Annotated in this window: 28 protein-coding genes; 21 read left to right on the top strand and 7 right to left on the bottom strand. The window is 64.6% G+C overall.

Features of this window, described 5'->3' with window-relative positions; all coding sequences use genetic code 11:
• Positions 1-24: 24 nt before the first annotated feature.
• The 12 genes from ACZ5J1_RS00975 (at position 25) to ACZ5J1_RS01030 (ending at position 11,753) form a co-directional block, all read left to right on the top strand.
• Positions 25-459, top strand: a complete 435-nt coding sequence (locus ACZ5J1_RS00975; RefSeq protein WP_464561728.1) for a DUF4395 domain-containing protein — start codon at positions 25-27, stop codon at positions 457-459.
• A 44-nt stretch (positions 460-503) separates the two neighbouring features.
• On the top strand, positions 504-1,352 hold the full coding sequence (locus tag ACZ5J1_RS00980) for a sulfurtransferase (RefSeq protein ID WP_464561729.1): 849 nt from the start codon (positions 504-506) through the stop codon (positions 1,350-1,352).
• Complete coding sequence (locus ACZ5J1_RS00985; RefSeq protein WP_464561730.1) at positions 1,352-1,648, top strand: DUF1416 domain-containing protein; 297 nt, start codon at positions 1,352-1,354, stop codon at positions 1,646-1,648. Before ACZ5J1_RS00980 ends, ACZ5J1_RS00985 begins: the two co-directional genes overlap by 1 nt.
• A gap of 298 nt (positions 1,649-1,946) precedes the next feature.
• On the top strand, positions 1,947-2,408 hold the full coding sequence (locus ACZ5J1_RS00990) for a hypothetical protein (RefSeq protein ID WP_464561731.1): 462 nt from the start codon (positions 1,947-1,949) through the stop codon (positions 2,406-2,408).
• 123 nt (positions 2,409-2,531) lie between these two features.
• Positions 2,532-4,298: a DUF4012 domain-containing protein gene (locus ACZ5J1_RS00995; RefSeq protein ID WP_464561732.1), complete on the top strand. Its 1,767-nt coding sequence runs from the start codon at positions 2,532-2,534 to the stop codon at positions 4,296-4,298.
• 37 nt (positions 4,299-4,335) lie between these two features.
• Positions 4,336-5,703: a tyrosine-protein kinase domain-containing protein gene (locus ACZ5J1_RS01000; RefSeq protein WP_464561733.1), complete on the top strand. Its 1,368-nt coding sequence runs from the start codon at positions 4,336-4,338 to the stop codon at positions 5,701-5,703.
• 6 nt (positions 5,704-5,709) lie between these two features.
• Positions 5,710-6,660 (top strand): glycosyltransferase, encoded by a 951-nt coding sequence (locus ACZ5J1_RS01005; protein WP_464561735.1) that lies wholly within the window; start codon positions 5,710-5,712, stop codon positions 6,658-6,660.
• A gap of 89 nt (positions 6,661-6,749) precedes the next feature.
• Positions 6,750-7,763: a glycosyltransferase gene (locus ACZ5J1_RS01010; RefSeq protein WP_464564827.1), complete on the top strand. Its 1,014-nt coding sequence runs from the start codon at positions 6,750-6,752 to the stop codon at positions 7,761-7,763.
• Entirely contained in the window at positions 7,756-8,727 is a 972-nt protein-coding gene (locus tag ACZ5J1_RS01015) for a glycosyltransferase family 2 protein (protein ID WP_464561736.1), read from the top strand. The genes ACZ5J1_RS01010 and ACZ5J1_RS01015 overlap by 8 nt, the downstream gene beginning before the upstream one ends.
• Positions 8,724-9,908 carry a hypothetical protein gene (locus ACZ5J1_RS01020; protein WP_464561737.1) on the top strand — a complete coding sequence of 395 codons (1,185 nt, stop codon included), beginning with the start codon at positions 8,724-8,726 and terminating at the stop codon, positions 9,906-9,908. The genes ACZ5J1_RS01015 and ACZ5J1_RS01020 overlap by 4 nt, the downstream gene beginning before the upstream one ends.
• 547 nt (positions 9,909-10,455) lie before the next feature.
• A complete protein-coding gene (locus tag ACZ5J1_RS01025; protein ID WP_464561738.1) occupies positions 10,456-11,172 on the top strand; it encodes a hypothetical protein in 717 nt (238 codons plus the stop codon).
• 8 nt (positions 11,173-11,180) lie between these two features.
• Complete coding sequence (locus tag ACZ5J1_RS01030; protein WP_464561739.1) at positions 11,181-11,753, top strand: acyltransferase; 573 nt, start codon at positions 11,181-11,183, stop codon at positions 11,751-11,753.
• Positions 11,754-11,867: 114 nt separating this feature from the next.
• Here the strand turns inward: ACZ5J1_RS01030 and ACZ5J1_RS01035 are convergent, their stop codons facing one another.
• A complete protein-coding gene (locus ACZ5J1_RS01035; protein ID WP_464561740.1) occupies positions 11,868-13,139 on the bottom strand; it encodes a sulfate adenylyltransferase subunit 1 in 1,272 nt (423 codons plus the stop codon).
• A complete protein-coding gene (gene cysD / locus ACZ5J1_RS01040; protein ID WP_464561741.1) occupies positions 13,139-14,053 on the bottom strand; it encodes a sulfate adenylyltransferase subunit CysD in 915 nt (304 codons plus the stop codon). The genes ACZ5J1_RS01035 and cysD overlap by 1 nt, the downstream gene beginning before the upstream one ends.
• A gap of 87 nt (positions 14,054-14,140) precedes the next feature.
• Here cysD and ACZ5J1_RS01045 point away from each other — a divergent pair, with 87 nt between their 5' ends.
• Entirely contained in the window at positions 14,141-14,758 is a 618-nt protein-coding gene (locus tag ACZ5J1_RS01045) for a hypothetical protein (protein WP_464561742.1), read from the top strand.
• On the opposite strand, the gene ACZ5J1_RS01050 is transcribed toward ACZ5J1_RS01045, so the two are convergent.
• A complete protein-coding gene (locus tag ACZ5J1_RS01050; RefSeq protein ID WP_464564828.1) occupies positions 14,743-15,891 on the bottom strand; it encodes a nucleotide sugar dehydrogenase in 1,149 nt (382 codons plus the stop codon). The two genes, ACZ5J1_RS01045 and ACZ5J1_RS01050, sit on opposite strands and share 16 nt — an antisense overlap.
• Positions 15,892-15,993: 102 nt before the next feature.
• Here ACZ5J1_RS01050 and ACZ5J1_RS01055 point away from each other — a divergent pair, with 102 nt between their 5' ends.
• Positions 15,994-16,755 carry a 3'(2'),5'-bisphosphate nucleotidase CysQ gene (locus tag ACZ5J1_RS01055; RefSeq protein WP_464561743.1) on the top strand — a complete coding sequence of 254 codons (762 nt, stop codon included), beginning with the start codon at positions 15,994-15,996 and terminating at the stop codon, positions 16,753-16,755.
• On the opposite strand, the gene ACZ5J1_RS01060 is transcribed toward ACZ5J1_RS01055, so the two are convergent.
• Together ACZ5J1_RS01060 and cysC are read right to left on the bottom strand one after the other, a co-directional pair.
• Complete coding sequence (locus ACZ5J1_RS01060; RefSeq protein WP_464561744.1) at positions 16,733-17,632, bottom strand: sulfite exporter TauE/SafE family protein; 900 nt, start codon at positions 17,630-17,632, stop codon at positions 16,733-16,735. The genes ACZ5J1_RS01055 and ACZ5J1_RS01060 overlap by 23 nt on opposite strands.
• Before the next feature lie 395 nt (positions 17,633-18,027).
• On the bottom strand, positions 18,028-19,401 hold the full coding sequence (cysC, locus tag ACZ5J1_RS01065; RefSeq protein ID WP_464561745.1) for an adenylyl-sulfate kinase: 1,374 nt from the start codon (positions 19,399-19,401) through the stop codon (positions 18,028-18,030).
• Between the two features lie 36 nt (positions 19,402-19,437).
• On the opposite strand from cysC, the gene ACZ5J1_RS01070 reads away from it, so the two are divergent.
• The 5 genes from ACZ5J1_RS01070 to ACZ5J1_RS01090 all read left to right on the top strand — a co-directional run bounded on the left by ACZ5J1_RS01070 (position 19,438) and on the right by ACZ5J1_RS01090 (position 21,967).
• The gene (locus tag ACZ5J1_RS01070) at positions 19,438-20,370 is read left to right on the top strand and encodes an asparaginase (protein WP_464561746.1); all 933 of its coding nucleotides are present in this window, start codon (positions 19,438-19,440) and stop codon (positions 20,368-20,370) included.
• 65 nt (positions 20,371-20,435) lie between these two features.
• The gene (locus tag ACZ5J1_RS01075) at positions 20,436-20,843 is read left to right on the top strand and encodes a helix-turn-helix domain-containing protein (protein ID WP_464561747.1); all 408 of its coding nucleotides are present in this window, start codon (positions 20,436-20,438) and stop codon (positions 20,841-20,843) included.
• Positions 20,821-21,264 carry a hypothetical protein gene (locus tag ACZ5J1_RS01080; RefSeq protein ID WP_464561748.1) on the top strand — a complete coding sequence of 148 codons (444 nt, stop codon included), beginning with the start codon at positions 20,821-20,823 and terminating at the stop codon, positions 21,262-21,264. The genes ACZ5J1_RS01075 and ACZ5J1_RS01080 overlap by 23 nt, the downstream gene beginning before the upstream one ends.
• A 41-nt stretch (positions 21,265-21,305) precedes the next feature.
• On the top strand, positions 21,306-21,587 hold the full coding sequence (locus ACZ5J1_RS01085) for a DUF2516 family protein (protein ID WP_464561749.1): 282 nt from the start codon (positions 21,306-21,308) through the stop codon (positions 21,585-21,587).
• Between the two features lie 17 nt (positions 21,588-21,604).
• Complete coding sequence (locus ACZ5J1_RS01090) at positions 21,605-21,967, top strand: phosphomannose isomerase type II C-terminal cupin domain (RefSeq protein ID WP_464561750.1); 363 nt, start codon at positions 21,605-21,607, stop codon at positions 21,965-21,967.
• A gap of 287 nt (positions 21,968-22,254) precedes the next feature.
• Here the strand turns inward: ACZ5J1_RS01090 and ACZ5J1_RS01095 are convergent, their stop codons facing one another.
• Entirely contained in the window at positions 22,255-22,455 is a 201-nt protein-coding gene (locus tag ACZ5J1_RS01095) for a hypothetical protein (RefSeq protein WP_464561751.1), read from the bottom strand.
• 1 nt (position 22,456) lies between these two features.
• Positions 22,457-23,320, bottom strand: coding sequence for a glucose-1-phosphate thymidylyltransferase RfbA (gene rfbA / locus ACZ5J1_RS01100; protein WP_464561752.1), 864 nt, complete (start codon positions 23,318-23,320; stop codon positions 22,457-22,459).
• 48 nt (positions 23,321-23,368) lie between these two features.
• Here rfbA and rfbB point away from each other — a divergent pair, with 48 nt between their 5' ends.
• Both rfbB and ACZ5J1_RS01110 read left to right on the top strand, forming a co-directional pair.
• Positions 23,369-24,379 carry a dTDP-glucose 4,6-dehydratase gene (rfbB, locus tag ACZ5J1_RS01105; protein ID WP_464561753.1) on the top strand — a complete coding sequence of 337 codons (1,011 nt, stop codon included), beginning with the start codon at positions 23,369-23,371 and terminating at the stop codon, positions 24,377-24,379.
• 3 nt (positions 24,380-24,382) lie between these two features.
• Entirely contained in the window at positions 24,383-25,780 is a 1,398-nt protein-coding gene (locus ACZ5J1_RS01110; protein WP_464561755.1) for a sugar nucleotide-binding protein, read from the top strand.
• Positions 25,781-25,807 lie beyond the last annotated feature (27 nt).

Here is a 25,807-nt window from a genome sequence, read left to right on the forward strand (position 1 = left end):
GACCGAATCCTTCAAGGAATCCGCATGTCCACCGAACCCCGCATCGACCCGCGCGGCCCGCAGTTCAACGCGATCGTCACGCTCCTGGTCCTCGTCCTGATCCTGGCGACGCTGGGCACCACGTTCGCGCTCGTCCTGACCGCGATCCAGACCGGGCTGTTCATCTGGGGTGCGACGGCCGGAGTGACGAAGACGCCGCACGCCTGGGCGTTCAAGACGTTGATCCGACCGCGGCTCGCCGCTCCGGACCACCTGGAGGACGCGGCACCGCCGCGCTTCGCCCAGGGTGTCGGCGCTGCGTTCCTGGTCGTCGCCCTGGCGGCCCAGCTCGCTGACGCCACCGCCCTGGCCACGATCGCCCTGGCGTTCGCCACGATCGCGGCCACGCTCAACGCCGTCTTCCGGTTCTGCCTGGGCTGCGAGGTCTACCTCCTGCTCAAGCGGCTCACGCCGGCCTGAAACATCCAACAGATTCACGACTTCCCACCAGAAAGAGAAGACACATGACCCGCGAGAACTCCCTCGTCTCCGCCGCTTGGGTGGAAGAGAACCTCGGTGCCGACAAGATCGTCCTGATCGAGGTCGACGAGGACACCACCGCCTACGACAAGGGCCACATCGCCGGCGCGATCAAGCTCGACTGGACCACGGACCTGCAGGACCCGATCCGTCGCGACTTCGTCAACAAGGCCCAGTTCGAGGAGCTGCTCAGCAGCCGCGGCGTCGCCAACGACGACCTCGTCGTTCTCTACGGTGGCAACAACAACTGGTTCGCCGCCTACGCCTACTGGTACTTCAAGCTCTACGGCCACCAGGACGTCAAGCTGCTCGACGGTGGCCGCAAGAAGTGGGAGCTCGACTCCCGCGAGCTGACCGCCGACCCGGTCGAGCGCACCGCCACGACGTATGTCGCCCAGGAGCAGGACAAGACCATCCGCGCGTTCCGCGACGAGGTCGTGGCCGCGATCGGCACCCAGAACCTGGTCGACGTCCGTTCGCCCGACGAGTACGCCGGCCGACTGCTCGCCCCGGCCCACCTGCCGCAGGAGCAAGCCCAGCGTGCGGGTCACATCCCCACCTCGGTCAACGTCCCGTGGAGCAAGAACGCCAACGACGACGGCACGTTCAAGTCCGACGCCGACCTGAAGGCGCTCTACGACGAGGTCGGCTTCGACTACTCCAAGGACACCATCGCGCTGTGCCGTATCGGTGAGCGCTCCTCGCTCACCTGGTTCGTCCTGCACGAGCTGCTCGGCGAGAAGAACGTCAAGAACTACGACGGCTCGTGGACCGAGTACGGCTCCCTCGTCGGCGTCCCGGTCGCCCTGGGCGACGAGCCGGGTGAAGCCTGATGTGCGGCGCGACCACCGGCGGCCTGAGCCTGGCCGGCATCGACGTCGCCAAGGAGGCCATCGTCCAGGGCCAGGTGACCCGCGGCGGTGAGCCGGTCGGCGGTGCCTACGTGCGCCTGCTCGACGCCACGGGCGAGTTCACCGCCGAGGTCCCGACCAGCGCGACCGGCCACTTCCGGTTCTTCGCCGGCAACGGTTCGTGGACGCTGCGCACCCTCGCTCCCAAGGCCGAGGTGACCGACCGCAAGGTCGTCGCCAAGACCGGTGAGATCACCGAGGTCGAGATCGCGCTCTGAGCGCCGTGTGATTCACGTCTCACAACCTCACGGCCCTACTCGTGAGTAGCCGAGGCCCTCACTCCCCTGCGGGAGTGGGGGCCTCGGCCGTTTCACGCTCGTTTCTGGGACCGGCCCATTTCTGACACCCCAGGGAGTAGCCCGAACGGGTGGTCTAGCCCAGTGGATGAAGTCCCGGTTTCCTGCATCTCAATTCGGGACTTCGGCTCGCGTTGGAACGGTCGATCTGGTGTGATTGATGCTCGACCAGACAGATTCAGCAAAAATGGGTATTGCAGAATCGCCAGGAGGACATTCCATGAAGAAGCTCATCGCAGGCCTGTTCGCAGCGGCCATGCTCGCTGCCGGCCTTGTGACGGTGTCGGGGGGCACCAACCCGGCGTCCGCCGCGTGCACGCCGTCCAAGTACAACCCCAGCGCCTGCCCGCAGGTTAAGCCGAACACGCCGACCGGCGTCGGCAAGACCCCGAAGACGGCCCCGAAGGTCAAGGCCGGCTCGGTCAAGAAGATCAAGATCTCCTTCGCTGGCAAGGCCGGCACGAAGGCGACCGTCAAGGTCACCATCGGTGCCCGCGTCGGTCACACCCCGAAGGCCGGGGCCAAGGGCAAGTCCACGAAGCCGGCCAAGGCCACCGCGGGCAAGCCCGTCTCCGTCAAGCTGCCGAAGCTGACGAAGAAGGGCACCTACAAGATCATCGTGACGATCACCCCCGCGGGTGGCGTCCCCACGACGACCGTCTACTACATCAAGATCGTCTGATCCAGGCCCCCCACGCCTAGAACTTCTTCGACGAGGCCCCGTGGATTCGTCCACGGGGCCTCGTTGCATGCCCGGCCCGGGTAATCGCTCAGGTCCTCAGCAAGACTCCCGAGGAGTAGGTACGTGTCGCTGACTCGTCCGTGGAAGATCACGATCGCCGTTGTCGCCGGCCTGGTTCTGCTCTCCGCCCTGTACGCCGGCTGGCTGCTGTGGCAGGTCAACAAGCACCTGTCCGCCGCCTCTGACGCCGCGCACGGTCTGAAGGCTGCCGTCTCCGCCGGGGACGATGCGGCCATCACCGCCCAGTTCGACACCCTCGCCGAGGAGGCCGCGGTCGCGCAGAAGCGCACCAGCGGCCCCGGCTGGAACCTCCTCACCCACGTCCCCGGCTTCGGCGACGACGCCCAGGGCGTCCAGACGGTCAGCCAGGTCGCCGACGACCTCGCCTCCGGCTCGCTGAACGACCTGGCCCACAACCTCGCCGACCTCGACGGCCTGGCCCCTCAGGGCGGCGGCGTCGACCTCGCCGCCGTCGAGAAGCTCCAGGAGCCGGTCATCTCCGGCGCCGAGGAGATGGAGGCGGCCCGCACCCAGCTCGAGGCGGAGGACCCCAGCGGGTACGTCGACAGCCTCAAGCTGAAGTACCGCGACCTGAAGCGTCAGGTCAGCGATGCTGCTGACGCGCTCAGCGCCGCCAGCGACGCCGTGCAGGTGATGCCGACCATGCTCGGCGCCGATGGTCCCAAGAACTACCTCCTGGTCGTGCAGAACAACGCCGAGCTCCGCTCCACCGGCGGCCTGCCCGGAGCGGTCAGCGTGATCAACGCGAACGACGGGAAGCTCAAGCTGACCCGGCAGGTCGCAGGCAACTCGCTCGCCGTCGCCGACATCCCCGTCCTCGAGCTGAGCAACGCCGAATCCATCGCCTACGGCGGCATCGTCGGCACGATCTTCCTCGACGCCAATCTGCAGCCTGACTGGGGCCGCGCCAGCGACTTCATGCGCGAGCACTGGAAGCAGAACTTCGGCCAGGACGTCGACGGGGTCCTGAGCATCGACCCGGTCGCGCTCTCGTACATCCTGAAGGTGATCGGGCCGGTCACGGTCGACGGGAAGCAGATCACCGCGGACAACGCGGTCGAGCAGCTCCTCCACCAGGTCTACATCGACTACCCGGACCCCGCCGAGCAGGACGCGTACTTCCGCAAGGTCGCCTCGGAGATCTTCACCCAGCTCACCGGCACTGGCGCGAAGGCCAGTGACCTGATGCCGGCACTGACCAAGGGCGTCGACGAGCACCGCATCCTGGTGCACAGCTTCGATGAGAACGTCGACGCCGTGCTCGGCGGATCCGCGATCTCCGGTGACGTCCAGGGCCTCACGAACGACCCCGACTACCAGCCGACGACGCACCCCCAGATCGGCGTCTACATCAACGAGGGCTCGTCCTCGAAGATGTCCTACTACCTGCAGACCGACCTCAAGGTCACCCCGACGTCGTGCGCCAACGGCGTCCAGACGTACGCCGCTCGCCTGACCGCAACCAACACGGCAACCAAGGCTGAGGTCGAGGCGCTTCCCGCGTACATCAAGGGGAATGGCGACGACAACCCGGCCGGCGAGACCCTGCCGATCATCCAGATCTACGGGCCTGTCGACGGTGCGATCGGCACGGTCAAGATCTCGGATGCGCCGGACACCTACCAGGCCGACATCACCGAAGACCGTCGGCCGATCAAGCAGGTCTATCTGGAACTCAAGCCGGGGGAGACCCGTGACCTGACCTGGACGATGAAGTCCGGCGAGGGACAGACCGGCACCACCGCCCTGGCTGCGACCCCGACCGTCACCCCTGGCAGTGAGTCTGCCGTCTCAAACAGCGCTTGCTGAGGGATCACGCAGTGCGACATCTCTCGGAGGGAGAATCATGGAACTGAGCGACTACCTGAAGGTGCTCCGTCGTCGGTGGATTTCGATCGTCGTGATCGGGTTGGTCTGCATGTTCGCAGCATTCGCTCTGACGCTCACTCAGACGAAGATGTACTCCTCCAGCGCCCGGCTCTTCGTATCCACGACAACCGATGACGCGAACTCGCTCAACCAGGGGGGCCAGTTCTCGATCGCGCGCGTCCAGTCATACGCCGACTTGGTGTCGAGCCAGGAGTTGGCGACGAGCGTCATCAACGATCTCGGCCTTGAGATGGGGCCTGATGAGCTTTCGGAATCGGTTTCCGCGAAGGTGGCGACGAACACGGTCAACCTCACCTTGACTGTTACGAACCCGGACCCGCATTTGGCGCAGCAGATTGCTCAGTCCTACGCCGAGAACCTGAGTGACATGGTTCGCCAGTTGGAGACCCCGCCAGGGGAGGAAACGGCTCCGGTCAAGGTCACGATCGTCGACCAAGCGAGCTTCTCCGACGTCCCCGTCTCGCCGAAACCTGCGAGGAACGCCGTACTCGGTCTTGTGGCGGGCCTCCTCCTGGGCTTTGGTCTGGCCGTGCTGCGCCAGGCGCTCGACACGCGAATCAGCTCCGTAGTGGACCTGCAAGAAGTCACGGACCGGCCTGTTCTGGGAACGATCGGCCTGGACTCGGCTGCAAAGGACACGCCGCTCGTCACTGCAATTCCCTCGCACTCGCCACGTGCCGAGGCATTCCGGGTCCTACGGACCAATATGCAGTTCGTAGACATCGACAAGTCCAATAAGGTATTTGTCCTTTCCTCCGCCGTGCCGGAGGAGGGCAAGACCTCGACCTCCATCAACCTTGCGCTCAGCCTCGCCCAAGCTGGGGTACGAACCCTTTTGATCGAAGGAGACCTGCGACGGCCCCGCGCCGCCATCCGGCTCGGCTTGGACGGCGCTGTCGGTGTCACGAGTGTCCTTGTCGGAAAGGTCACGTTCGACGACGCACTTCAGAGCGACGACTCGACAGGGCTTGATTTCCTCGCATCCGGGCCCGTCCCGCCGAATCCTGCCGAACTGCTGCAGAGTCGAGCAATGCACGACCTTCTGGAGGAGCTTCGCGACACCTATGAAGTTGTGATCATCGACGCCCCGCCGCTGCTCCCCGTAACGGACGCAGCGCTTCTCGCGACGCATGCCGACGGAGTCATTCTCGTCGTCCGGCACGGAAAGGTAACCCGCGAACAGGTCCGCCTCTCGGCTGACCGGCTTGAGCAAGTCGACGCGCGACTTGTAGGGGTCGTGATGAACATGGTTCCGATCAAGGGACGCGGCTATGGGTATGGCTACGGGTACGGCTACGCCCCCGACGTGACTCAGGGAGATTGACCTGCCATGAGCTGGACGGTTTCATCATTAGATGACCTACGTGGAAAGCGTGGCCTATTGGTCGCTTCCACTGGAGGGCATCTCGCCCAGATCGCACGATGGAAGAAGCGGCTTGATCTCGATCCCTCAAGTCCCGTTGTCACGTTCGCTAGTGAGCAGACAAAGTCTCTTTTCAGCGAAGAGGACGTTTTTGAGGTGCCTTATGTTTCGCCTCGGGATGTACGTGGAGTACTGAACGCGCGAGCGATTATGGTCCGAGACCTCAAGGGAGACTTCGATTTCGTGCTTTCGACGGGCGCAGCTCTCGCCTTGGCTGGCGCGGCATTCGCGAGAAGGCGTCGCATCCCGTTCGTCTACGTTGAAAGTGTCTCAAGATTCGACGGACCGTCGCTGACCGGCAAGATGCTCGCCGCCGGAGTGCGGGGTGCGTCGCTGTTCACGCAGCACGAGGCCTGGGCAGGTCCTCGGTGGAGGTACGAATCGTCGCTTCTCGACGCTTACACGGTCATCGAGCAACCCATGTCGGAGCGTCCGCTACGGATCTTTGTCACGTTGGGAACGATTCGACCCTATCGGTTCGACAGACTCATCCGACAAATCGAGACAATCACGACGGCCGATGACACGCTGATCTGGCAACTGGGTGAATCGATGACTCCGGAGATTCGAGGCGAGGTTCACCAGTATATGGCGGCCGCCGAGTTCGACGATCAATGCCAGCGGGCCGATGTCGTGGTATCGCATGCCGGGGTCGGATCCCTGCTCCGAATGGCAGAGCTGGGTATTCGGCCAATCGCAGTCCCGCGCCGGGCTGACTTCGGCGAGCACGTCGATGACCACCAAGAACAAGCCGCAGCTCAGTTTGGAACTCGAAACCTCGCTTGGCCGGTGGAAGCGGATCGGCTGACCCGCCATGACCTTCTATCTTGCCCTGCCGAGATTCGTGAGACTGTGTGATCCCTGTGAATGAAAGCATGGAAAGCGTCATACTTGTCGCGGACCGCTTGGTTCCACGACTGGGAATGGAACGCGCAGTCCTCGACCTGATGGCGGCTGGTGGCACGCCGATTACGCATTTGCTCGTCATCTCCGGCGAAGCCACTCCTGGAGATGCACTTCCGCAGCCAATCATCGAACTGGGAATCGGCCCAGGGTGGCTTGGCCGCATCCGAGCCATTCCAAGAATTCGAAGAGAGATTCGAGCGATCGGTGGGCAAACGACGACGACGACGGTGGTCGCCGCGGGCATCTGGTCATTCGCTGCGGTGACACTTTCGGTTCCACTTCGGTATCGGCGGATCATACTCTGGGAACACAGTGTTCTTCGGTGGCGAATTCGTCATGAGCGGTCGGTGACCCTTGGCGCCATTCTGCTCGCCCTCCTCTCGTGGCGTGCATCAGACGTCGTATCAGTTAGCGATGCGAGCGCGAAGGCGGCCCGCCCGTTTCTTTGGTCGCCTAGAACCCGTAGACGTGTGATACCGAACATTGTGCCAACGAACAGTTCTGAGGAGCGCCCTGCGGATCGGACTGGTGACGTCAGGTTGGTCGGCTTGGGAAGTCTTACCCCCCGTAAGAATTGGGGTCTCGCAATAGATGCGATGAGCCACCTTGGAGATTCCTACTCGTTGGACATCTACGGCGATGGGCCAGAGATGGCATCTCTTCGCGACCAAATACGCGAACTTGAAATTGGTAACCGTGTGACACTTCGTGGCCACGTCCCGAATGCGTCTGAACTGCTCCCAGAGTATGACGTTGTCGTTCAGACCTCGTTCGCGGAAACGTTCGGGTACGCCCTAATGGAAGCCGCAGACGCCGGCTTGCCAACGGTCGCGATTGCGATGCCCGTCATGGACTCCTTCATTCCCGACTATGTCCCAGGCCGAGTCGTGTCGGCGGACCCAGTAGCAATCGCGGCAGCGATCGAGGAAGTGATGCAATCAGGGGTGGACTTCGACGAGGCACTTGAGAAACGCCGACAGGAATTCTCGGTCGGCCGGATCGTGGCTGCGTGGCGGGACGTCGCCCTTAACCATCCGGGTGACATTCATGTATGACATCGGCGCTGGGCGACCGAGATTATCCATCTTGATACTCAATTGGAACGGTCACTCGGATACTTCTGCTCTTCTTCGGGACCTAGACAGCCAGTTGATACAAACAGATTCACATAGCGAAGTAGAAATCCTCGTCCTTGACAATGGCTCAGATGACGCCGTTCCCACTTGGTGGTCGTCGCTGAGATCCGTCCGAGTAATTCGGGAGCAAGTGAATCTTGGGTACTCCGGAGGTATGTCTGTACTCCTAGGTCGTGCCAGTGCCGACATATGTTGGCTACTGAACAACGACATTCGACTGGGCGTGGACTCGATCGAACGAGCGTTGGCACATTCAAGCTCGCGGGAGTTCGCGGTCGTCTTTCCACTGGTGCTCAATCCGGACCAATCGACACAGAGCAGAGATTGCTCGTGGGGTCCCTTGCGGGGTTGGATTACTGGCCCTTCGCCTGACATGCACGGGCCTAGGATGTATCCGATTCTCGGGGACATCTTTGCCGCGCCACTGGTGGCCAAGTCCGTTGCGATTGACGTCGGACTATTTCCCGATGGATTTCACACGTACGGAGAAGACCTGGATGGCTCGTACGCAATCGCCTTGTCTGGCGGGAAAGCGGTTCGTGACATCGACTGGTCAATGACCCATCGAAAGTCGTCGAGTAAGCCAGCCGCTACATCCGTGCGTTATCGATTCGAGAGTCAAGGATGGCGAAATCTCGTAGTTTCGACCTTTCTGAACTACGAGTTCAAGAATTTCTGGGGCATCATTCCGATGTTTGTACGCGCGTGGATCTACGAACTTCTCTGGAAGAGGCGTGGCCAATTTCTGAGATCTCCAGAGGTGTTGCGGACTTGGATTGTATTCCCGCTTGAGGTGATGCGCTTAGCGGTTCGACTTCGACCGCTTCGGCTGCGCCGGCAATCCGGCAGAAAGTTGCCAGATGCTGCAATTTGGAAACTGTGACGATTTCGATGCTTAAGAATCTTGTTGGCGCAAGACTGGAGACTGCCCTTGTAACGACGGCCTACCTTGCCCCGAGAAGTTTGCCGTTGGCGCTGGTGGTCATATTCGCGGCGCGCTCCGGCCTGAGCGGTCTGGGCTCAGCAGCGCTCGCGATGAGTATCTGGCAGTTCATGCTGGTTATTTCCGACTACGGTGTCAGTCAATGGCTGTTGACAAAGGCGAGCCTGACGATCTCTGAGACGGTTTCTGCACTGCTAGGGCGGACCGCGCTGGGCGTTGTCTGCACGGTCGCACTCTGGGGAGTTCAGGTTTCGGGGCTAATTGACCTCTCCGCTCGATTGGCTATTGCTCTCTCGTTGGCGATATTGCTGTCTCCTGGCCAGCTTGCGTTCGCTTGGGAGGTCCAAAAAGGACGTTTCGTCCGCGCCAATGTCTTCGCGACGTTCGAGTTTGCGACTCCGATCGCGGCTGTCTTTCTCTTCTCGAATCCGGACGACGCGCTCATCGGATCGATGCTCTGGAAGACTCTTGTCGGAGTCGTCTTGACCGGCGTGGCCATTGTCGGCGTGAGACCCGCCCGAATGGCTGTCGGGCTTTCGCCAAAGTCTTTTGGAATCAACTCGTCGTTGTGGGGTATGACGTCATTTGCCTCCGGGACCGGCGAATTGGCCCTGCTAGCTCACGCCGGATCCCAAAGCGTCTTGGGAAGTTATCGAGTTTCCCAGTCAATTGCATCTCTTGGGTCAATCATCGGTTTTGCTGCGCTGGCGCCTCTTCTTAGAAGGTCCACACTTGGTCGTGGTGTACGTCGTGAAATGAAGATCTTGGCAACCGTTGCGATTCTTGCGGTTGGTCCTCCTTTCCTGGTCCAAGTTGTCCTGGCTCCGTCCGGAGATCGCGCGTGGCTGGGCTTTGTGGCGTGTGTGCTTGCCTCGGCGGCGGTAATTAACGTTGCGTCAGTTCCGCCGCTGACGACCGTCTCGCGATCCGTTGGATCGCGCTATTCACTGAGAATCGGCGTAGCAACCGCCTTCACCTACTGGTTACTAATTGTTGGACTGGGCGTGTTGGGTGCCTATCTTTTTGCGCCGCTCCCAGTGTTGATCGCAGCGATTGTTGGGCTGATTGGGAACCTTGCGGTCTTGGTTCGGTTCAGGAGGGGCGAACTTCGTGAGAGTTGAGCCACTGAAATCTTACGACGGCGAACATTGGCGCCATTGGGTGATCAATTCAGCCCGACGTCGTTGGATTCTGCTTGCCTGCGCTCTATGTTGTGTCTGGTCAATCGAGGCACTCCTGACCCGCGGTCCCTTGGCCCTTGGAATTGGCAATGCGTTTCCGTCGATAATCACCGACCTGATCTTCACCGCCGGGTTTGTGGTTGGAATCCTGGTGATCGGGGCATTGCCTACTGCTTCGCGGGGTCCTAGGCAGAGACGGCGAAGTCCGCGGTCGGATGACCTGCCGTTGTTGATTCAGCGACTCCCAGTGCTGATTGCATTGGCCGTTGTCATTATTGCGCTCCAAACCGGCGCCGCTAGGTACGATCCAGTATTGGGGAACTTCGCCACGAACAAGTCTGTTGTGGGCCTGATCTGGGGCCCCGTGGCTATTGGGGCCTCGGCCTGCGTATTGACTCGGCGTTCGTCGATTCCCCGTATGGATTGGTTCCTGCTGTTGTCGCTTGCGGTCCTATCGTCCTCTGCAGGTGGACGGACGGTCCCGGGCATGATTCTTCTGATGGTTCTGATTCGGTTCTTCGTTTTTCTAGACTTTGTTCGTCCCCGAAGGCGACGGCTGTCTGTGCGGGCGATTGCCGTGCTTGGAATTGTCGCCCTCTTAGCCCTAGCGCTATTCAGTTCATTGGCTCAGTCACGCTCTGAGAAGCTTGGATCTAGCGGCCGACTCGCGACGGTGTCATATGCCGGTGTGCCTGCGGTAGTCCGCCCTATTGCAGCAACTCTCGGCGTGATTGGTGAATCGGCCCGTGTCGCGCATGTAGTGATTCCCGTCAGGTTTGAACCTCTCGGCGCTGGCCTGCTGGTGGAGGATGTCCTGAGTTTCCTTCCGGGCTATTCACGCACTGTCACCGCCGCAACGGTGGACATGTACGGAAGCCTGGGTTCGGTGGTGTTCGTTAGTAGGCCCGGCGGCACGCCGACAACATTTTACATGCTCGGCGGAAATGTTGGTGCGCTAGTAGGGGGATGCGTTTATGGGATTCTCATTTTTCTCTTACTGATTCGCGGCGTCCTTGGTGGTCGGCCAGGATCATCGGCTTGCTACCTTATTTTGGCGGCCACGTTTGCGCTAGGTTTCTATGGGACGGGTACGCCGACCTCGTCCACCCTTCTCGCCGCTGGCTTTTCCCTGTTCTTTCTGGTGATCGTCCCCTGGGCGATTCGCTTCAAGTCGGCGTTCGGCCCGTCGGTTCACCCGGAGTGAGGATTTCCATGGCGTCGCAGATAACGGTTTCGCAGGTCTCGCCCTCCCTGCTTGAGCGCATCGTGCGCGACGGCTTTGGCCTCTTCCGATGGATCCTGTTTGCGTTGCGTTTCCCCCAGGTTCGACGCGTTGGGTATGTTCGCTTTGGTCGCGGGGTGGAGTTGGTCTTCCGGGGTGCCGGTAGGTGGCAGATCGGGCGGCGCCCAGATATCCGGAGTGGTTCGTATATCTACTGTCAAGGTGATTTCGTTCTTGGCGATCGAGTATTTGTGAACAGGAACGCGTATATCTCGATCTACTGCAATGTGCAAATTGGCGACCGTGTCCGGATAGGTGAGCGCGTCTCAATTCATGATGAGAATCACGTTTATGGATCGGATGATCCGGACGACTTCGATAAGTATCTAGTATCGGGAGTAGAGATCGGCGACGATGTCTGGATTGGTGCCGGCAGCGTCATCCTCGCGGGTTCTCGGGTCGGCGCCGGTTCCGTCGTCGCAGCTGGATCCGTTGTTCGGGGGGAGTTTCCGGCGCGGTCGTTAATTGGTGGAATCCCTGCGCGGGTCTTAAGGACCTTCTGACCTCATCGTCTGCGGGAATCGGGGTCGGCTGAGCCGCCAAGGGCCCGCGGTTCCATTGGATGGGTGTGCGGGCCCTTGCTCGTTGGGGCGCGGCTCGGAACCGAGGCCTCCAGGTCAGCCGTTGATCATGCCCGCGCCAACGGTGACGCCGGTCGCTTCGTCGATCAGGATGAATGAGCCGGTCGTGCGGTTCTTCGAGTACGCGTCCGCCAACAGCGGTGCGGTCGTGCGCAGTTGGACGCGACCAATCTCGTTGAGCCCCAGCTCCTTGGTGTCCTGGTCGCGGTGGAGCGTGTTGACGTCCAGGCGGTACTGGACGTCCTTCACGAGGGCGCGCGCAGAGCGAGTGGTGTGCTTGATTGCGAGCTTCATCCGCGGGCGCAGGGGAGCGTTGGTCATCCAGCACACCATCGCGTCGATGTCCTGAGTCGGCTCCGGCGCGTTGTTGACGCGCGCGATCATGTCGCCGCGGCTCACGTCGACGTCGTCAGCCAGTCGGATCGTCACGCTCATGGGCGGGTAGGCGGCGGGGACTTCCTGATCGAAGAGGTCGATGCCTTCGATCGTGCTGGTCATGCCGCTCGGAAGCACGATCACCTCGTCGCCCGGGCGCAGGACGCCGCCGGCGACCTGGCCGGCGTAGCCGCGGTAGTCGTGGTGCTCGTCCGACTTGGGCCGCACGACGTACTGGACCGGGAAGCGCACGTCGACGAGGTCGCGGTCGGAGGCGACGTGGACGTTCTCCAGGTGATGAATCAGGGTCGGGCCGGAGTACCAGTCCATGTTCTGGCTGCGCTCGACCACGTTGTCGCCCTGGAGAGCCGAGATCGGGATGACCTCGAGGTCCGGCACGTTGAGCTTCGTCGCGAATGCGGTGAACTCGGCGTGGATCTTGTTGAAGGTCTCCTCATCGAAGTCGACCAGGTCCATCTTGTTGATGCACAGCACCAGGTGCGGCACGCGGAGCAGGCTGAGGAGGACCGCGTGCCGGCGGGACTGCTCGGTCAGCCCGTGACGAGCGTCGACGAGGACGAGCCCGAGATCTGCCGTGCTCGCACCGGTGACCATGTTCCGGGTGTACTGAACGTGCCCAGGGGTGTCGGCGATGATGAACTTCCGCTTCGGCGTCGCGAAGTAGCGGTAGGCGACGTCGATCGTGATGCCCTGCTCGCGCTCCGAGCGCAGACCGTCCGTCAACAGTGACAGGTCGGTGTAGTCGTGGCCCTTGGCCTCGCTCGTGCGCTCGACGGCCTCGAGTTGGTCCTCGAAGATCGCCTTGGAGTCGAGGAGCAGGCGACCGATGAGGGTCGACTTGCCGTCATCGACCGAGCCGGCCGTGGCGAAACGAAGCAGGTCCATGCCGCCGGAAGAGATCGTGCTGGCCATCAGAAGTAGCCCTCCTTCTTGCGGTCTTCCATGGCCGCTTCGCTGAACTTGTCGTCACCGCGGGTCGCGCCGCGCTCGGTCACCCGGGCGGTTGCGACTTCGTCGATGATCTGGTCGATGGTGGCAGCGGTGGACTCCACACACCCGGTCAGGGTGATATCGCCGACGGTGCGGAAACGCACGGTGCGCTCTTCGACGACCTCGCCGGGACGGCACGGGTTGAACGGGGTCTCGCTCAGCAGCATGCCGTCGCGCTCGAAGACCCGGCGCTGGTGGCTGTAGTAGATGCTGGGGATCTCGATGCCTTCGCGGCCGATGTAGTCCCAGATGTCGAGCTCGGTCCAGTTGCTGATCGGGAAGATCCGCATGTGCTCGCCCTCGTGCAGGCGGCCGTTGTACAGGCTCCATAGCTCGGGGCGCTGGTTCTTGGGGTCCCACTGACCGAACTCGTCGCGGTGGGAGTAGACGCGCTCCTTGGCTCGGGCCTTCTCCTCGTCCCGCCGGCCACCACCGAATGCGGCCGTGAACTGGCCCTCCTCGAGCGCGTTGAGCAGCGTGCCGATCTGGAGGCGGTTGCGCGGGGTCTTGCCGTCGTCGATGACGATCCCGTCCGCGATGGCCTGCTCGACCGAGGCGACGATGAGCTTGACGCCGAGCCGGCTGACCCAGTTGTCACGGGTCGCGAGGACTTCGTCGAAGTCGTAGCCGGTGTCCACCTGCAGCACCGGGAACGGGATCTTCGCCGGGTAGAAGGCCTTCTCGGCCAGGCGCATCATGACGATGCTGTCCTTGCCGCCGCTGAACATGAGGACGGGCCGCTCGAACTCGGCGGCCACCTCCCGGAAGATGTGGATCGACTCGGCTTCGAGCTGGTCGAGCTGGCTCAGCCGGTAGTCGGAGTGCGTGGCGGACATGCGGCGACCCTAGCGGCGGAAGAGCGTCCGTGCGACGCTCGGGGCCGCTTTGTTCATTGAAGTCGATCGTTCGTCTATTCTGAACAAATGCTAGATGTGAACACCCTGATGGAGGCGGCTCGTCGCCATTTCGAGAGTGTCGGTCTGGAATGTTCGGTACGTCTGGAGAACTCCCCCCTGGTTGCAGCCGACGCGACCATCGCGCTTCGCTGGGGCGCTTCGCGTCAGCGGTTCGCTGTCCACGCGATGGATCCGGTGCGCATGGAAGGTGTCCTTGCTGCCCGCGTGGAGCAGGGCGGAATGGTGGTGGCCCCCTGGATCAGTCCCGCGATGGGCCGCAAGCTCTCCGGAGCGGGCGTGGCGTGGGCCGACAGCGTCGGGAACATGGCCGTTCGATTCGGGATGGTGGTGGTCGAGATCAACGGCAGGCCGCGTCCGGCTCCGCGGGCATCCAACGGGACGTCAGTCCGAACGGTCAGCCTGATGACGGCGGCGAATGTGAAGATCTTGGCTGCCATCGTCGATGACCCGGCGCTGGGTGCCGCTTCGCTTCGGGTCCTTGCCGAGAGGGCTCAGGTTTCCCTGGGACAGGCCCACAAGGCGGTCAGTCTGCTCGCGTCGGCGGGCTACCACCGAGACCGGCTCGGTCCGGACCAGCTCGTGGCGTTGGGCGACCTGGTGCGAGTCGCTCAGTCGCGGCCGTAGATGTCCCGCGTGTAGACCTTGTCGGCGACGTCGTCGAGGACGTCGGTACGCCTGTTCGCGACGATCACGTCGGCAGTGGCCTTGAACTCGTCGAGGTCGCGAATGACCCGTGAGTTGAAGAAGGTGTCGTCCTCCAGGGCGGGTTCGTAGATGACGACCTCAACGCCCTTGGCCTTGATCCGCTTCATCACGCCTTGGATCGACGACATCCTGAAGTTGTCGCTGCCGGCCTTCATGATCAGTCGGTACACCCCGACCACCTGCGGCTTGCGGCGGAGGATGTCGTCAGCGATGAAGTCCTTGCGCGTCGTGTTGGCCGAGACGATCGCGCTGATCAGGTTTTGCGGCACCTTCTCGTAGTTGGCCTGCAACTGCTTGGTGTCCTTGGGCAGGCAGTAGCCGCCGTAGCCGAAGCTCGGGTTGTTGTAGTGGCCGCCGATCCGGGGATCGAGGCCCACGCCCTCGATGATCTGGGCGCTGCTGAGTCCGTGCAGGGCGGCGTAGGTGTCCAGTTCGTTGAAGTAGGCCACGCGGAGAGCGAGGTAGGTGTTGGCGAAGAGCTTGATCGCCTCGGCCTCGGTCGAGCCGGTGAAGAGCACGGGGACGTCGGTCTCGAGTGAACCCTCGAGGAGCAGGTCGGCGAACTGCTTGCCTGCCGCCTGGCCCGCCTCGTCCAAGTGGGCCGAGCCGACCACGATCCGGCTGGGGTGCAGGTTGTCGTAGAGCGCACGTCCCTCGCGGAGGAACTCGGGAGAGAAGACGATCTGCGCGCCGGGGTGCTCCTCCCGCATCCTCTGGGTGAAGCCGACCGGGATGGTCGACTTGATCACCATCACCGCTGTCGGCTGGATCGCGACGACGTCGGCGATCACGCTCTCGACGCTGCGGGTGTTGAAGTAGTTGGACTTGGTGTCGTAGTCCGTCGGGGTGGCGATCACGACGAAGTCGGCACCGACGTAGGCGGCCCCCTTGTCGAGGGTGGCAGTGAGATTCAGGTCGCGAGTCGCGAGGTAGTCCTCGAGCTCCGCATCCTCGATCGGGCTGACTCCGGCATTGATCTTGGCGACCTTGTCGGCGTCGAGGTCCAGCGCGAACACCTCGTGGTGCTGGGCGAGGATGACGGCGTTGCTCAGGCCGACGTAGCCGGTGCCGGCGATAGCGATCTTCACCCCGCGAGCCTACGGGAGATTGATATCGCGCAGATGACGGGCGCGGACATCGCTAGGGTTCGCTTCGTGTCCGACTTCGCCACTGACCACGACCTCGCCGCCTGGCTCGCCACGCAGGCGGGAGAACGCTTGCTCAACGTCCGTGCCACCTCCGGGCTTGAGGGCAAGGAACTCAAGGACGCGGGCGATCAGGCTGCCCAAGCGGTCCTCGCGGACCTGCTCGCCGCGTTCGCTCCCGGCGATGCCGTGCTCTCCGAGGAGGCCGCCGACTCCGCCGCCCGGCTAAGCGCCGACCGAGTCTGGATCATCGACCCGCTCGACGGGACGCGGGAGTTCTCCGAGCCGCCGCGGGACGACTGGGCCGTGCACGTGGCGCTGTGGGAGCGAGGCCAGGGACTGACGGTGGGCGCGGTCGCGCAGCCGGCGCTCGGTGACGTCTTCGTCACGGGGCCGACCGCGCCGGTGCTTCCGGAGCGTGGCGACGGTGCGCTCCGCATCGCGGTGTCGCGGTCGCGGCCGGCGGCGTTCACCAATGCGCTTGTCGAGGCTCTGGACGCGGACCTGGTGCCGATGGGCTCGGCCGGGGTCAAGGTGCTCTCGGTGGTGCGCGACATCACCGATATCTACGTCCACGCCGGTGGCCAGTACGAGTGGGACTCGGCGGCGCCGGTCGCCGTCGCTCGTGCCGCGGGGCTCTTCACCTCGCGGGTCGACGGCTCCGAGCTCGCCTACAACCGCGAGTCGCCCTACCTGCCCGACCTGGTGGTCTGCCGCCCCGAGCTGGCCGACCGGGTGCTCGAGATCCTCAGTGGACTCGATCTCGGCTAGGTGCCGACGTTCGCCAGGCTGACCGGTTCTCATCGAAGGCCGGGAGCCCGGCGGCGTAGCGGATCCCGCCCCAGGCGAGTGGCCCGAGCAGCAGCAGACCAGCTCCGATCAGGCTGATCCAGGTCGGCGGCACGTCCAGCATCTTCAGGCCGGTCAGGGTCAGCACGATCACGATGCCGCGGCGGATGACGCTCTGGTTGATGTGGGCAGCCAGCCGTGCGCCGACGTAGGTGCCGGGCGTGCCGCCGAGGATCAGCGGGATCAGCACGTTCCAGTCCACACCGGTCGTGATGACGTGGCCGATCGCTGCGGCGATCACGAGCGGAACGGCTTGGACGAGGTCGGTGCCGACCAGCTTCACCGCGCTCAGCATCGGATAGAGCATCAGCAGCGCCACCATGATCAACGAGCCTGACCCGACACTCGTGATCCCGACCAGCAGTCCACCGAACGCGCCCACGAGCAGGGTGGGGATCGGGCGAACGGAGATCTCACTCGTCGTGACGTTGCCCTGGGCGAGCCGGCGTTGCTGCACCAGGATCCGCAGCGTGTAGGAGGCGGCCGCGAAGACGAGCGCGATCCCGATCGCGATCTTCAGGAATCCCTCGGTGTCGCCGGGCACGAGGTCGTGGACGATGAACCCGCCGGCGAAGGCGAACGGCACCGAACCGACCATCAGCCAGCCGGCGAGCTTGAGGTTGGGGGAGCCGTGGCGCCAGTGCACCGCAGCGCCGACGGACTTGTTGATCCCGGCGGCGACCAGGTCGTTGGCCACCGCCGCACTCGGGGGGACCCCGAGCGCGATGAGTGCCGGCGTCATCAGCGCGCCACCACCCATCCCGGTGAGGCCGACGACGATGCCCACACCGAAGGCCACGACCAGTAACGACACCCAATCCACGAGGAGAAACATCTCAGGTCGGGCGGCTGTTCTCCGATTCGGTCCACATGCTGTTCTTCGGAGTGGGCCTGGTGACCGCATGGTGTGCCGTCGCGCTCGGCGTCGGGACCGTGGTCGGGCGCACGTTCGCCCGCATCTGACCGACCTGGAACCCCAGGTGTTCTAGACCGGGCCGCGGGTTCCGCGCGCTCGTGTCCGGGTCCTGTCGGACACAAATCGGTAATGCGGCGTACGTCACACCCGCCTGGTCACATTCCCTTTACTTTCGCTCGCCAGACTTCACGGCATGAGTTGGTACCGGAAGTGGCGGCGCAAGGCGGACTGCCGCAAGAAGTACGGCGACCGCTGCCCCCACCTCGAGCGGCACTCGGTCAGGCCAGCCGCGGGATGACCGCCTCGACCAGCGCGGTGATCTGCTTCGCGCAGATCTGGGCTGCCTCGGTGCCTCGGCGGTAGGGGTCGGCAACGTCCGTGATTCCGCCGGCGCTGCCGCGGTGCGTCGCGAGGTATGACAGGACCCCAGCGCGGTCGATGTCGCTCGGCGCTGACTCCAACGCGGCGGCGGCCTGGCCCAGGGTGAGGACCTTCTTGAACAGCCCCGGGTGGTCGTCGAGGATCCACTGCCGGTGGGAGGCCTCGGCCGTGAGCACAAGATCGGCGGACTCGAGGAGCTCCCGGGTGACGGGCTTGCTCCGGAACTCGCTCCCGGCCTCTCGGAGGCCAGCGGGAAGCTGGGCCAGCATCTCCCCGTCCATCGCGTTGGTGTCGAATCCCCTCGTGCCGGCCGAGTCGATCTCGATCCCGGGGATGTCCAGGGCTCGGGCTGCGAGCTCCATGTACGGGCTGCGGCAGATGTTGGCGGTGCAGACGAAGAGGACCTTGAAGGAGTCGTTGGACTCGGTGCCAGCGAGCAGGTTCCGAACCTTGGTCACCGCATCCGCGACGGGAACGTCGACGGTGTTGATCACCAGGTCGGCGTCCGTGGGCACTTCGTACGGCGAGGAGATGCCGGTGAACTCGGGGATCTCGCCGGCACGAGCCTTGGCGTAGAGCCCCTTGCGGTCACGGCGCTCGCACTCCTCGAGCGGGGTGGCGACGTGGATGAGGAGGAAGCGGCCGCCGGCCTCCTCCACCATCCGGCGAACGTCCTGGCGGGTCTCGTCGAACGGGGCGATCGGGCTGCAGATCGCGGTCCCGCCGTTGCGGGCGATCTCGGCGGCCACCCACCCGATCCGGCGAATGTTGGTCTCCCGGTCCTCGCGGCTGAAGGTCAGCCCGGCCGAGAGGTTGCGACGGACGATGTCGCCGTCGAGGGAGGTGTACAGCAGGCCATCGGTGTCGTACGCCTCCATCAGCGAACGCGCGATGGTCGACTTGCCGCTGCCCGAGAGCCCGGTGAAGAAGATGACCGTGCCGCCGCTGGGCTGCGGCTCGGCGGGAACGACAGGCGGGTTGCCGAGCCGGTCGAGCACGTCGGCGAGACGGGCGTCGTCGGCGCGGATCGGCAGCGGCGTGACGTCCTCTCCGAGTCCTGCGAGCGTGGCACGTCGGTCGCGCAGGTGACCGACGAGCGCGACGGCACCCGGAGCCGCAGGCAGCGGGTCGAGGACCAGAGGCGCTCCCTCGGCGTCCACCAATTCGACGCCTTCGACCTGGTCGGCAGTCAGGACGGGCCCCTCGATCAGGCCGGCGGCCTCGAGGGTGAGGTCGTCGATGGTCGTCTGATCCGGGTGGAAGGGCTGCACGGCGGAGATCTTAGGGGGAGCTCATAGGGTGAAGGCGTGACTCAGGTGCTCGCAGAGATCGTTCGTTCCGGATTCATCGAGGGCCACCACTACGGCAGCGCGGTGGCGATCGATGCCGACGGCGGGGTGCTGGTCAGCGCCGGTGACCCGTCGGCGCCCTTCCTGCCCCGGTCGGCGAACAAGCCGCTCCAGGCGCTCGCCATGCTCCAGCTCGGCCTCGACCTGCCCTCACGCCACCTGGCGCTCGCCTGCGCCTCCCACTCCGGTGAGGCCGTCCACCTGGAGACCGTGCGCGAGATCCTCGGCGACGCAGGACTGCACGAGCAGGCTCTGGGGAACATCGTCGACTGGCCCTACGACCCGGTCGAACGCGACACCTGGGTCCGGGAGGGGCGTGAGCCGAGCCGGATCGCGCAGAACTGCTCTGGTAAGCACGCCGCGATGATCGCCACCTGTGTGACCCGGGACTGGCAGCTCTCCGGCTACTTCGAGCACGACCACCCGCTCCAGATCGGCATCCGTCAGGGAGTGGAAGCGATCACCGGCGAGACGGCAGTCGTCACCGTCGATGGCTGCGGTGCGCCCCTGCTCTCGGTGTCGCTGCTCGGACTGGCCCGCGCCTTCCAACAGGTGGCGTTGGCCGAGGACGGACCGGAGAAGCGCGTCGCCGAGGCGATCCGGCAGCACCCCACCTTGGTGTCGGGCACCCGACGTGACGAGGCGCGGCTGTTGGCGGCCTTGCCGGGAGCGATCGGCAAGTTCGGGGCCGAGGCCGTGTACGTCGTCGCCCTTCCCGACGGTCGCGTCGCCGCGCTCAAGATCGATGACGGCGGCGATCGCGCCCGGCCGGTCGTGATGGCCGAGCTGTTGCGGCGCCTCGGCGTCCACGTCGACGCGGTCGACGCCATCGGGACCCACGTGCTGACCGGCGGTGGCGTGCCGGTGGGTGAGATCCGCGCGGCGTTCTGAGTGTGATGCGAGGCACACGTCGGGATGCTTGCAAGAGTTAGCAACCTGCAAGCACGATGGAAAGCATGGCCATGAGCAAGGCGATCCCCGGCGCAGCCAAGGCGCGTGCGCTGGGAGAGCACCTCAAAGAGCAGCGCGTAGCGGCCGAGCTGTCGCTGCGTCAGCTGGCAGATCTGGCAGGGGTCTCGAACCCCTACCTCAGTCAGATCGAGCGTGGACTGCGCAAGCCGTCCGCCGAGGTGCTGCAACAGATCGCCAAGGCACTGCGGATCTCCGCTGAGTCGCTCTACGTCCGGGCCGGCATCCTGCCGGAGTCGGGCACCTCGTTCGAGAAGGCCGTGCTCCAGGACTCGCATCTCACCGAGCGGCAGAAGCGGTCGCTGCTCGATGTCTATGCGTCGTTCCTCGCACTCAATGAAGCGCCCCCCTCATCCGTGAATGGAGAAACCCATGCCGAAGCTGACTCTGCCTGACCTCAAGATCCCCGCCGTCAAGCTCCCCGACCTCAAGGTGCCGGCGGTCAAGGTCCCGGAGATCAAGTTGCCCACGTTCAAGCTTCCCGCCGTGAAGGTGCCGGAGCTCAAGGTGCCGGCGGTGAAGGTCCCGGAGATCAAGCTGCCCGCCGTCAAGATCCCCGCCGTCACGGTGCCTGGTCTGAAGATCCCCGCCTTCAACAAGGCCGAGGCCGCGGCCGCCCCGGCTCCGACTCCGGCTCCCGCCCCGGCCAAGAAGGCTGCCGCCAAGAAGCCCGCCGCTGCCAAGAAGGCTCCGGCGAAGAAGGCCCCCGCCAAGAAGGCTGCTGCCAAGAAGCCCGCCGCCGCGAAGAAGGCCCCGGCCGCCAAGCCGACCGCCCCCGCCGAGGACCTGTTCACCGGGACCACCGCCGAGGCCTGATCTCTGCACGTCTCGTCCGGGAGGCTCAGTAGGATCCACGTATGGATCTGCTGGGCCTCCCGTACGTTGTTGCGACGGCCGTCTACTTCGTGATGCTTGCGGTGAAGCTTTACGCGTTCATCAACTCACTCCTCTGGAGCACCGAGCACTACCGCGCGGCCGACAAGTGGACCAAGCAGGGCTGGGTGATCCTCCTGGGGGTGGCCGCCTTCCTCCAGGTGATCTGGCCCGGCGGCGGGATCATCAACCTGGCGCTCACGATCGCCGCCTTCGTCTATCTGGCTGATGTGCGGCCCGCAATGGCCTCCCTGCGCCGTCGCTAGGGGATAAGGTCCGAAGCGTGTTGGGAGATGTCATTGGCGACGTCGGCGAGCGGCCGTGGGGAACGTGGGAAGTGCTCGCGGTCGGAGATGGCTATAAGGTCAAACGGATCCGGGTGAACCCGCATTCGCGACTTTCGTACCAGACCCACGAGCATCGGGGTGAGCACTGGGTCATCGCTGCCGGGACCGCGACCTGCACGATCGGGGGCGGCACCGTGGTCGCCGGGATCGGCGGCTGTATTGACGTCCCGATCGGCGTCCCGCACCGGATCGGGAACGCCCATGACGAAGAACTGGTCATCATCGAGGTGATGCGGGGTTCCTACGTCGGCGAGGACGACATCTGCCGGCTCGAAGACGACTTCGGGCGGGTCGGCTAGGAAGAGGTCCTCCCCAACCCTAGGTATTTCGGCAACGAACAATCTCTCTCGACGTCACCGAGTCGAGGCTACGAGGGTGATCTCGCCATTCGATACAAGGGACAGGGACGCTCCGGCCGGCTGCACCGCATGCGCTATGTGCGGCGCCCGAGTGGCTGGTCCGGTCACCGAATGGTTTGCACGCCTCCGTCGGTTGCCCGAGCCAATGTGTGCTGGTGGGGCGAAGTACGACGAGGAGCGTTGCCTGTAGCTCCGGAGACCGGAAGGCTGGCGGCCTTGTGTGCCGACTATTTTCTCCAGAGTGCAGCCGCGACCCAAGCGCAGGCGAGCCAACTCGCGGCGATCAGGACATCGTCGCGGTGGATGCCGTGAGCGTCGTTGAACTCGAGGATCACGGGACCGGAGAGCCGCGAGGCTCCCGCCAGCCCGTAGATCGCCATCACGCTCGCCGCGATCACGACGATCGCGGCCAGCGCGCGGCTGCTCACCTCAGTCGTTGAGCAGGTCGAGGAGATAGGCGCCGTAGCCGCTCTTGACCAGCGGCTGTGCGAGGCGCTCGAGGTCCTCGTCGCTCAGCCAGCCCATCCGCCAGGCGATCTCCTCGGGAGCACCGACCTTGGTGCCCTGTCGGTGCTCGATGGCGCGGATGTAGTTGGCGGCCTCGTTGAGGTCCTCCACGGTGCCGGTGTCGAGCCAGGCTGAACCGCGGGGGAGCACCTCGACCGACAGCGTGCCGGCTTCGAGGTAGATCCGGTTGAGGTCGGTGATCTCCAGCTCGCCGCGGGCGCTCGGCTGGAGGTCGCGGGCGTGCTCGACGACCGAGTTGTCGTAGAAGTACAGGCCCGGGACGGCGTAGTTGGACTTCGGGTTCTCCGGCTTCTCCTCCAGGGAGACGGCACGGAAGTCGTCGTCGAACTCGACCACGCCGTAGGAGCGCGGGTTCGACACGCGGTAGCCGAAGACCGCGGCGCCGTCGAGCTCCTCGAACCGGCTCAGTCGAGCACCGAGCCCGGAGCCGTAGAAGATGTTGTCGCCGAGCACCAGGCCGACCCGGTCGTCGCCGATGTGGTCGGCGCCGATGGTGAAGGCCTGCGCCAGCCCGTCGGGGGAGGGCTGCTGGGCGTAGGTGATGTTCACGCCGAGCTGGGACCCGTCCCCGAGGAGGCGGCGGAACGGCTCGGCGTCGTGCGGCGTCGTGATGATCAGGATGTCCCGGATCCCGGCCAGCATCAGCGTCGAGAGCGGGTAGTAGATCATCGGCTTGTCGTAGACCGGCATCAGCTGCTTGCTCACCGCGAGGGTGATCGGGTGCAGACGTGAGCCGGTGCCACCGGCAAGTATGATTCCCTTCACAGGCCATGATCCTAGGTGCAGGGCCCTCCGCCCGTAGGATTGCCGACCGTGAGAAAGATCCTGGTCACCGGCGGCGCCGGCTTCATCGGCTCCAACTTCGTCCACCACCTCGTGCGCACGACCGACGCACATGTCACGGTGCTCGACAAGCTCACCTACGCGAGCAGCGAGGCCTCCCTCGCCGGCCTGCCCGCCGACCGGGTGACCCTGGTCGTGGGCGACATCGCCGACGCGACCCTGGTGAACTCCCTCGTCGCCGAGCTGACCGGCCCGGACGACGCCGTGGTGCACTACGCCGCCGAGTCGCACAACGACAACTCGCTCTCCGACCCGGCGCCCTTCATTCAGACCAACATCATCGGCACGTTCGTGCTGCTGGAAGCGGTCCGTGCCCATGACGTCCGCTTCCACCACGTGTCCACCGACGAGGTCTACGGCGACCTGGAGCTCGACGACCCGAAGCGCTTCACCGAGGACACCCCGTACCAGCCGTCCTCGCCGTACTCCGCGTCCAAGGCCGGCTCCGACCACCTGGTCCGCGCCTGGGTGCGCAGCTTCGGTGTGCGGGCGACGATCTCGAACTGCTCCAACAACTACGGTCCCTGGCAGCACGTGGAGAAGTTCATCCCGCGCCAGATCACCGAGGTGATCGAGGGCCGCAAGCCGCGCGTCTACGGCGACGGCCTCAACGTCCGCGACTGGATCCACACCGAGGACCACTCCTCCGCCGTGATGACGATCCTGGAGAAGGGCCAGATCGGCGAGACCTACCTGATCGGTGCCGACGGCGAGAAGTCCAACGTCGACGTCGTGCGGGCCATCCTGCGCGCCTTCGGTCGCGACGAGGACGACATCGAGTGGGTCACCGACCGCGCGGGCCACGACCGGCGCTACGCGATCGAGTCGGGCAAGCTGCGCACCGAGCTCGGCTGGACCCCGGCCTACCAGGACTTCGACAAGGGCATCCTCGAGACCATCGAGTGGTACAAGGCGAACGAGGCTTGGTGGGGTCCGCTCAAGCACGAGACCGAAGCCAAGTACGCGCAGAAGGGGCACTGATCCGTGGCTGACCTGACCGTCACGACCACGGCGATCCCCGGGCTGCTGGTCGTCACCCTGCCCGTGCACGGCGACGCCCGCGGCTGGTTCAAGGAGAACTGGCAGCGGGAGAAGATGACAGCGCTCGGCCTGCCCGACTTCGGGCCGGTGCAGAACAACATGTCCTTCAACGCCGCCCGCGGCGCCACCCGAGGCATCCACACCGAGCCGTGGGACAAGTTCGTCTCCGTCGCCACCGGCAAGGTCTTCGCCGCCTGGGTCGACATGCGCGCCGGTGAGAGCTTCGGGAAGAAGTTCTGGATCGAGATCGGCCCGGAGACCGCGGTCTTCGTGCCGCGAGGCGTCGGCAACTCGTACCAGGCGCTGGAGGAGGGCACCGTCTACTCCTACCTGGTCAACGACCACTACGTCGCCGGCGTGACCTACCCGGCACTCAACCTGGCCGACGAGACCGCTGGGATCCCGTGGCCGCTGCCGCTGGACTCCGCTGAGGTCGAGATCTCGGCCAAGGACCTGGGCAACCCGCGTCTGGGTGATGTCACCCCGATGCAGCCCAAGAAGACCCTCATCGTCGGCGCGAAGGGCCAGCTCGGTCGTGCTCTGGCCACCGTCTTCCCCGACGCGGACCAGGTCGACCTCGACGAGCTCGACATCACCTCGGCCGAGGCGGTCGCCGCCTGGCCGTGGCGCGACTACGCCGTCGTGCTCAACGCCGCCGCCTACACCGCGGTCGACCTCGCCGAGACGGCCGAGGGGCGCGCCGTCTCCTGGGCGGCCAACGCGGTCGCCCCGGCCCTCCTGGCCACGGCGGCGACCGAGCACCGGCTGACGCTGGTGCACGTCTCCTCGGACTACGTCTTCGACGGCGTCGCCGACGTGCACACCGAGGACGAGCCCTACTCCCCGCTCGGCGTCTACGGCCAGTCCAAGGCGGCCGGCGACATCGCCGTCGCGACCACGCCGAAGCACTACGTCGTGCGCACCTCCTGGGTGATCGGCGAAGGCAACAACTTCGTCCGCACGATGGCCTCGCTCGCGGAGAAGGGGGTGTCACCGTCGGTCGTCTCTGACCAGATCGGGCGGCTCACCTTCACCACGACGCTCGCCGACGCGATCGCGCACCTGGTCGCCATGGAGGCGCCGTACGGCACGTACAACGTGACCAACACCGGTGAGCCGCTCTCCTGGCAGGCGATCGCCGCCGAGGTCTTCGCCCTCTCGGGTCGCGAGCGCAGCGACGTCAGCGGAACCTCGACGGAGGAGTACTTCGCCGGGGCGATCGCGGCCGGGAAGCCGATCAGCCCGCGGCCGCTCAACTCGGTGATGGGTCTGGACAAGATCCAGGCCACCGGCTTCGAGCCCGTCGACCAGCTCGACGCACTGCGGGGCTACCTCGGCTGACGCAACTCAGAAACGTAAGAACGGCTT

The sequence above is a fragment of the Nocardioides sp. JCM 18999 genome (genome assembly GCF_055391175.1).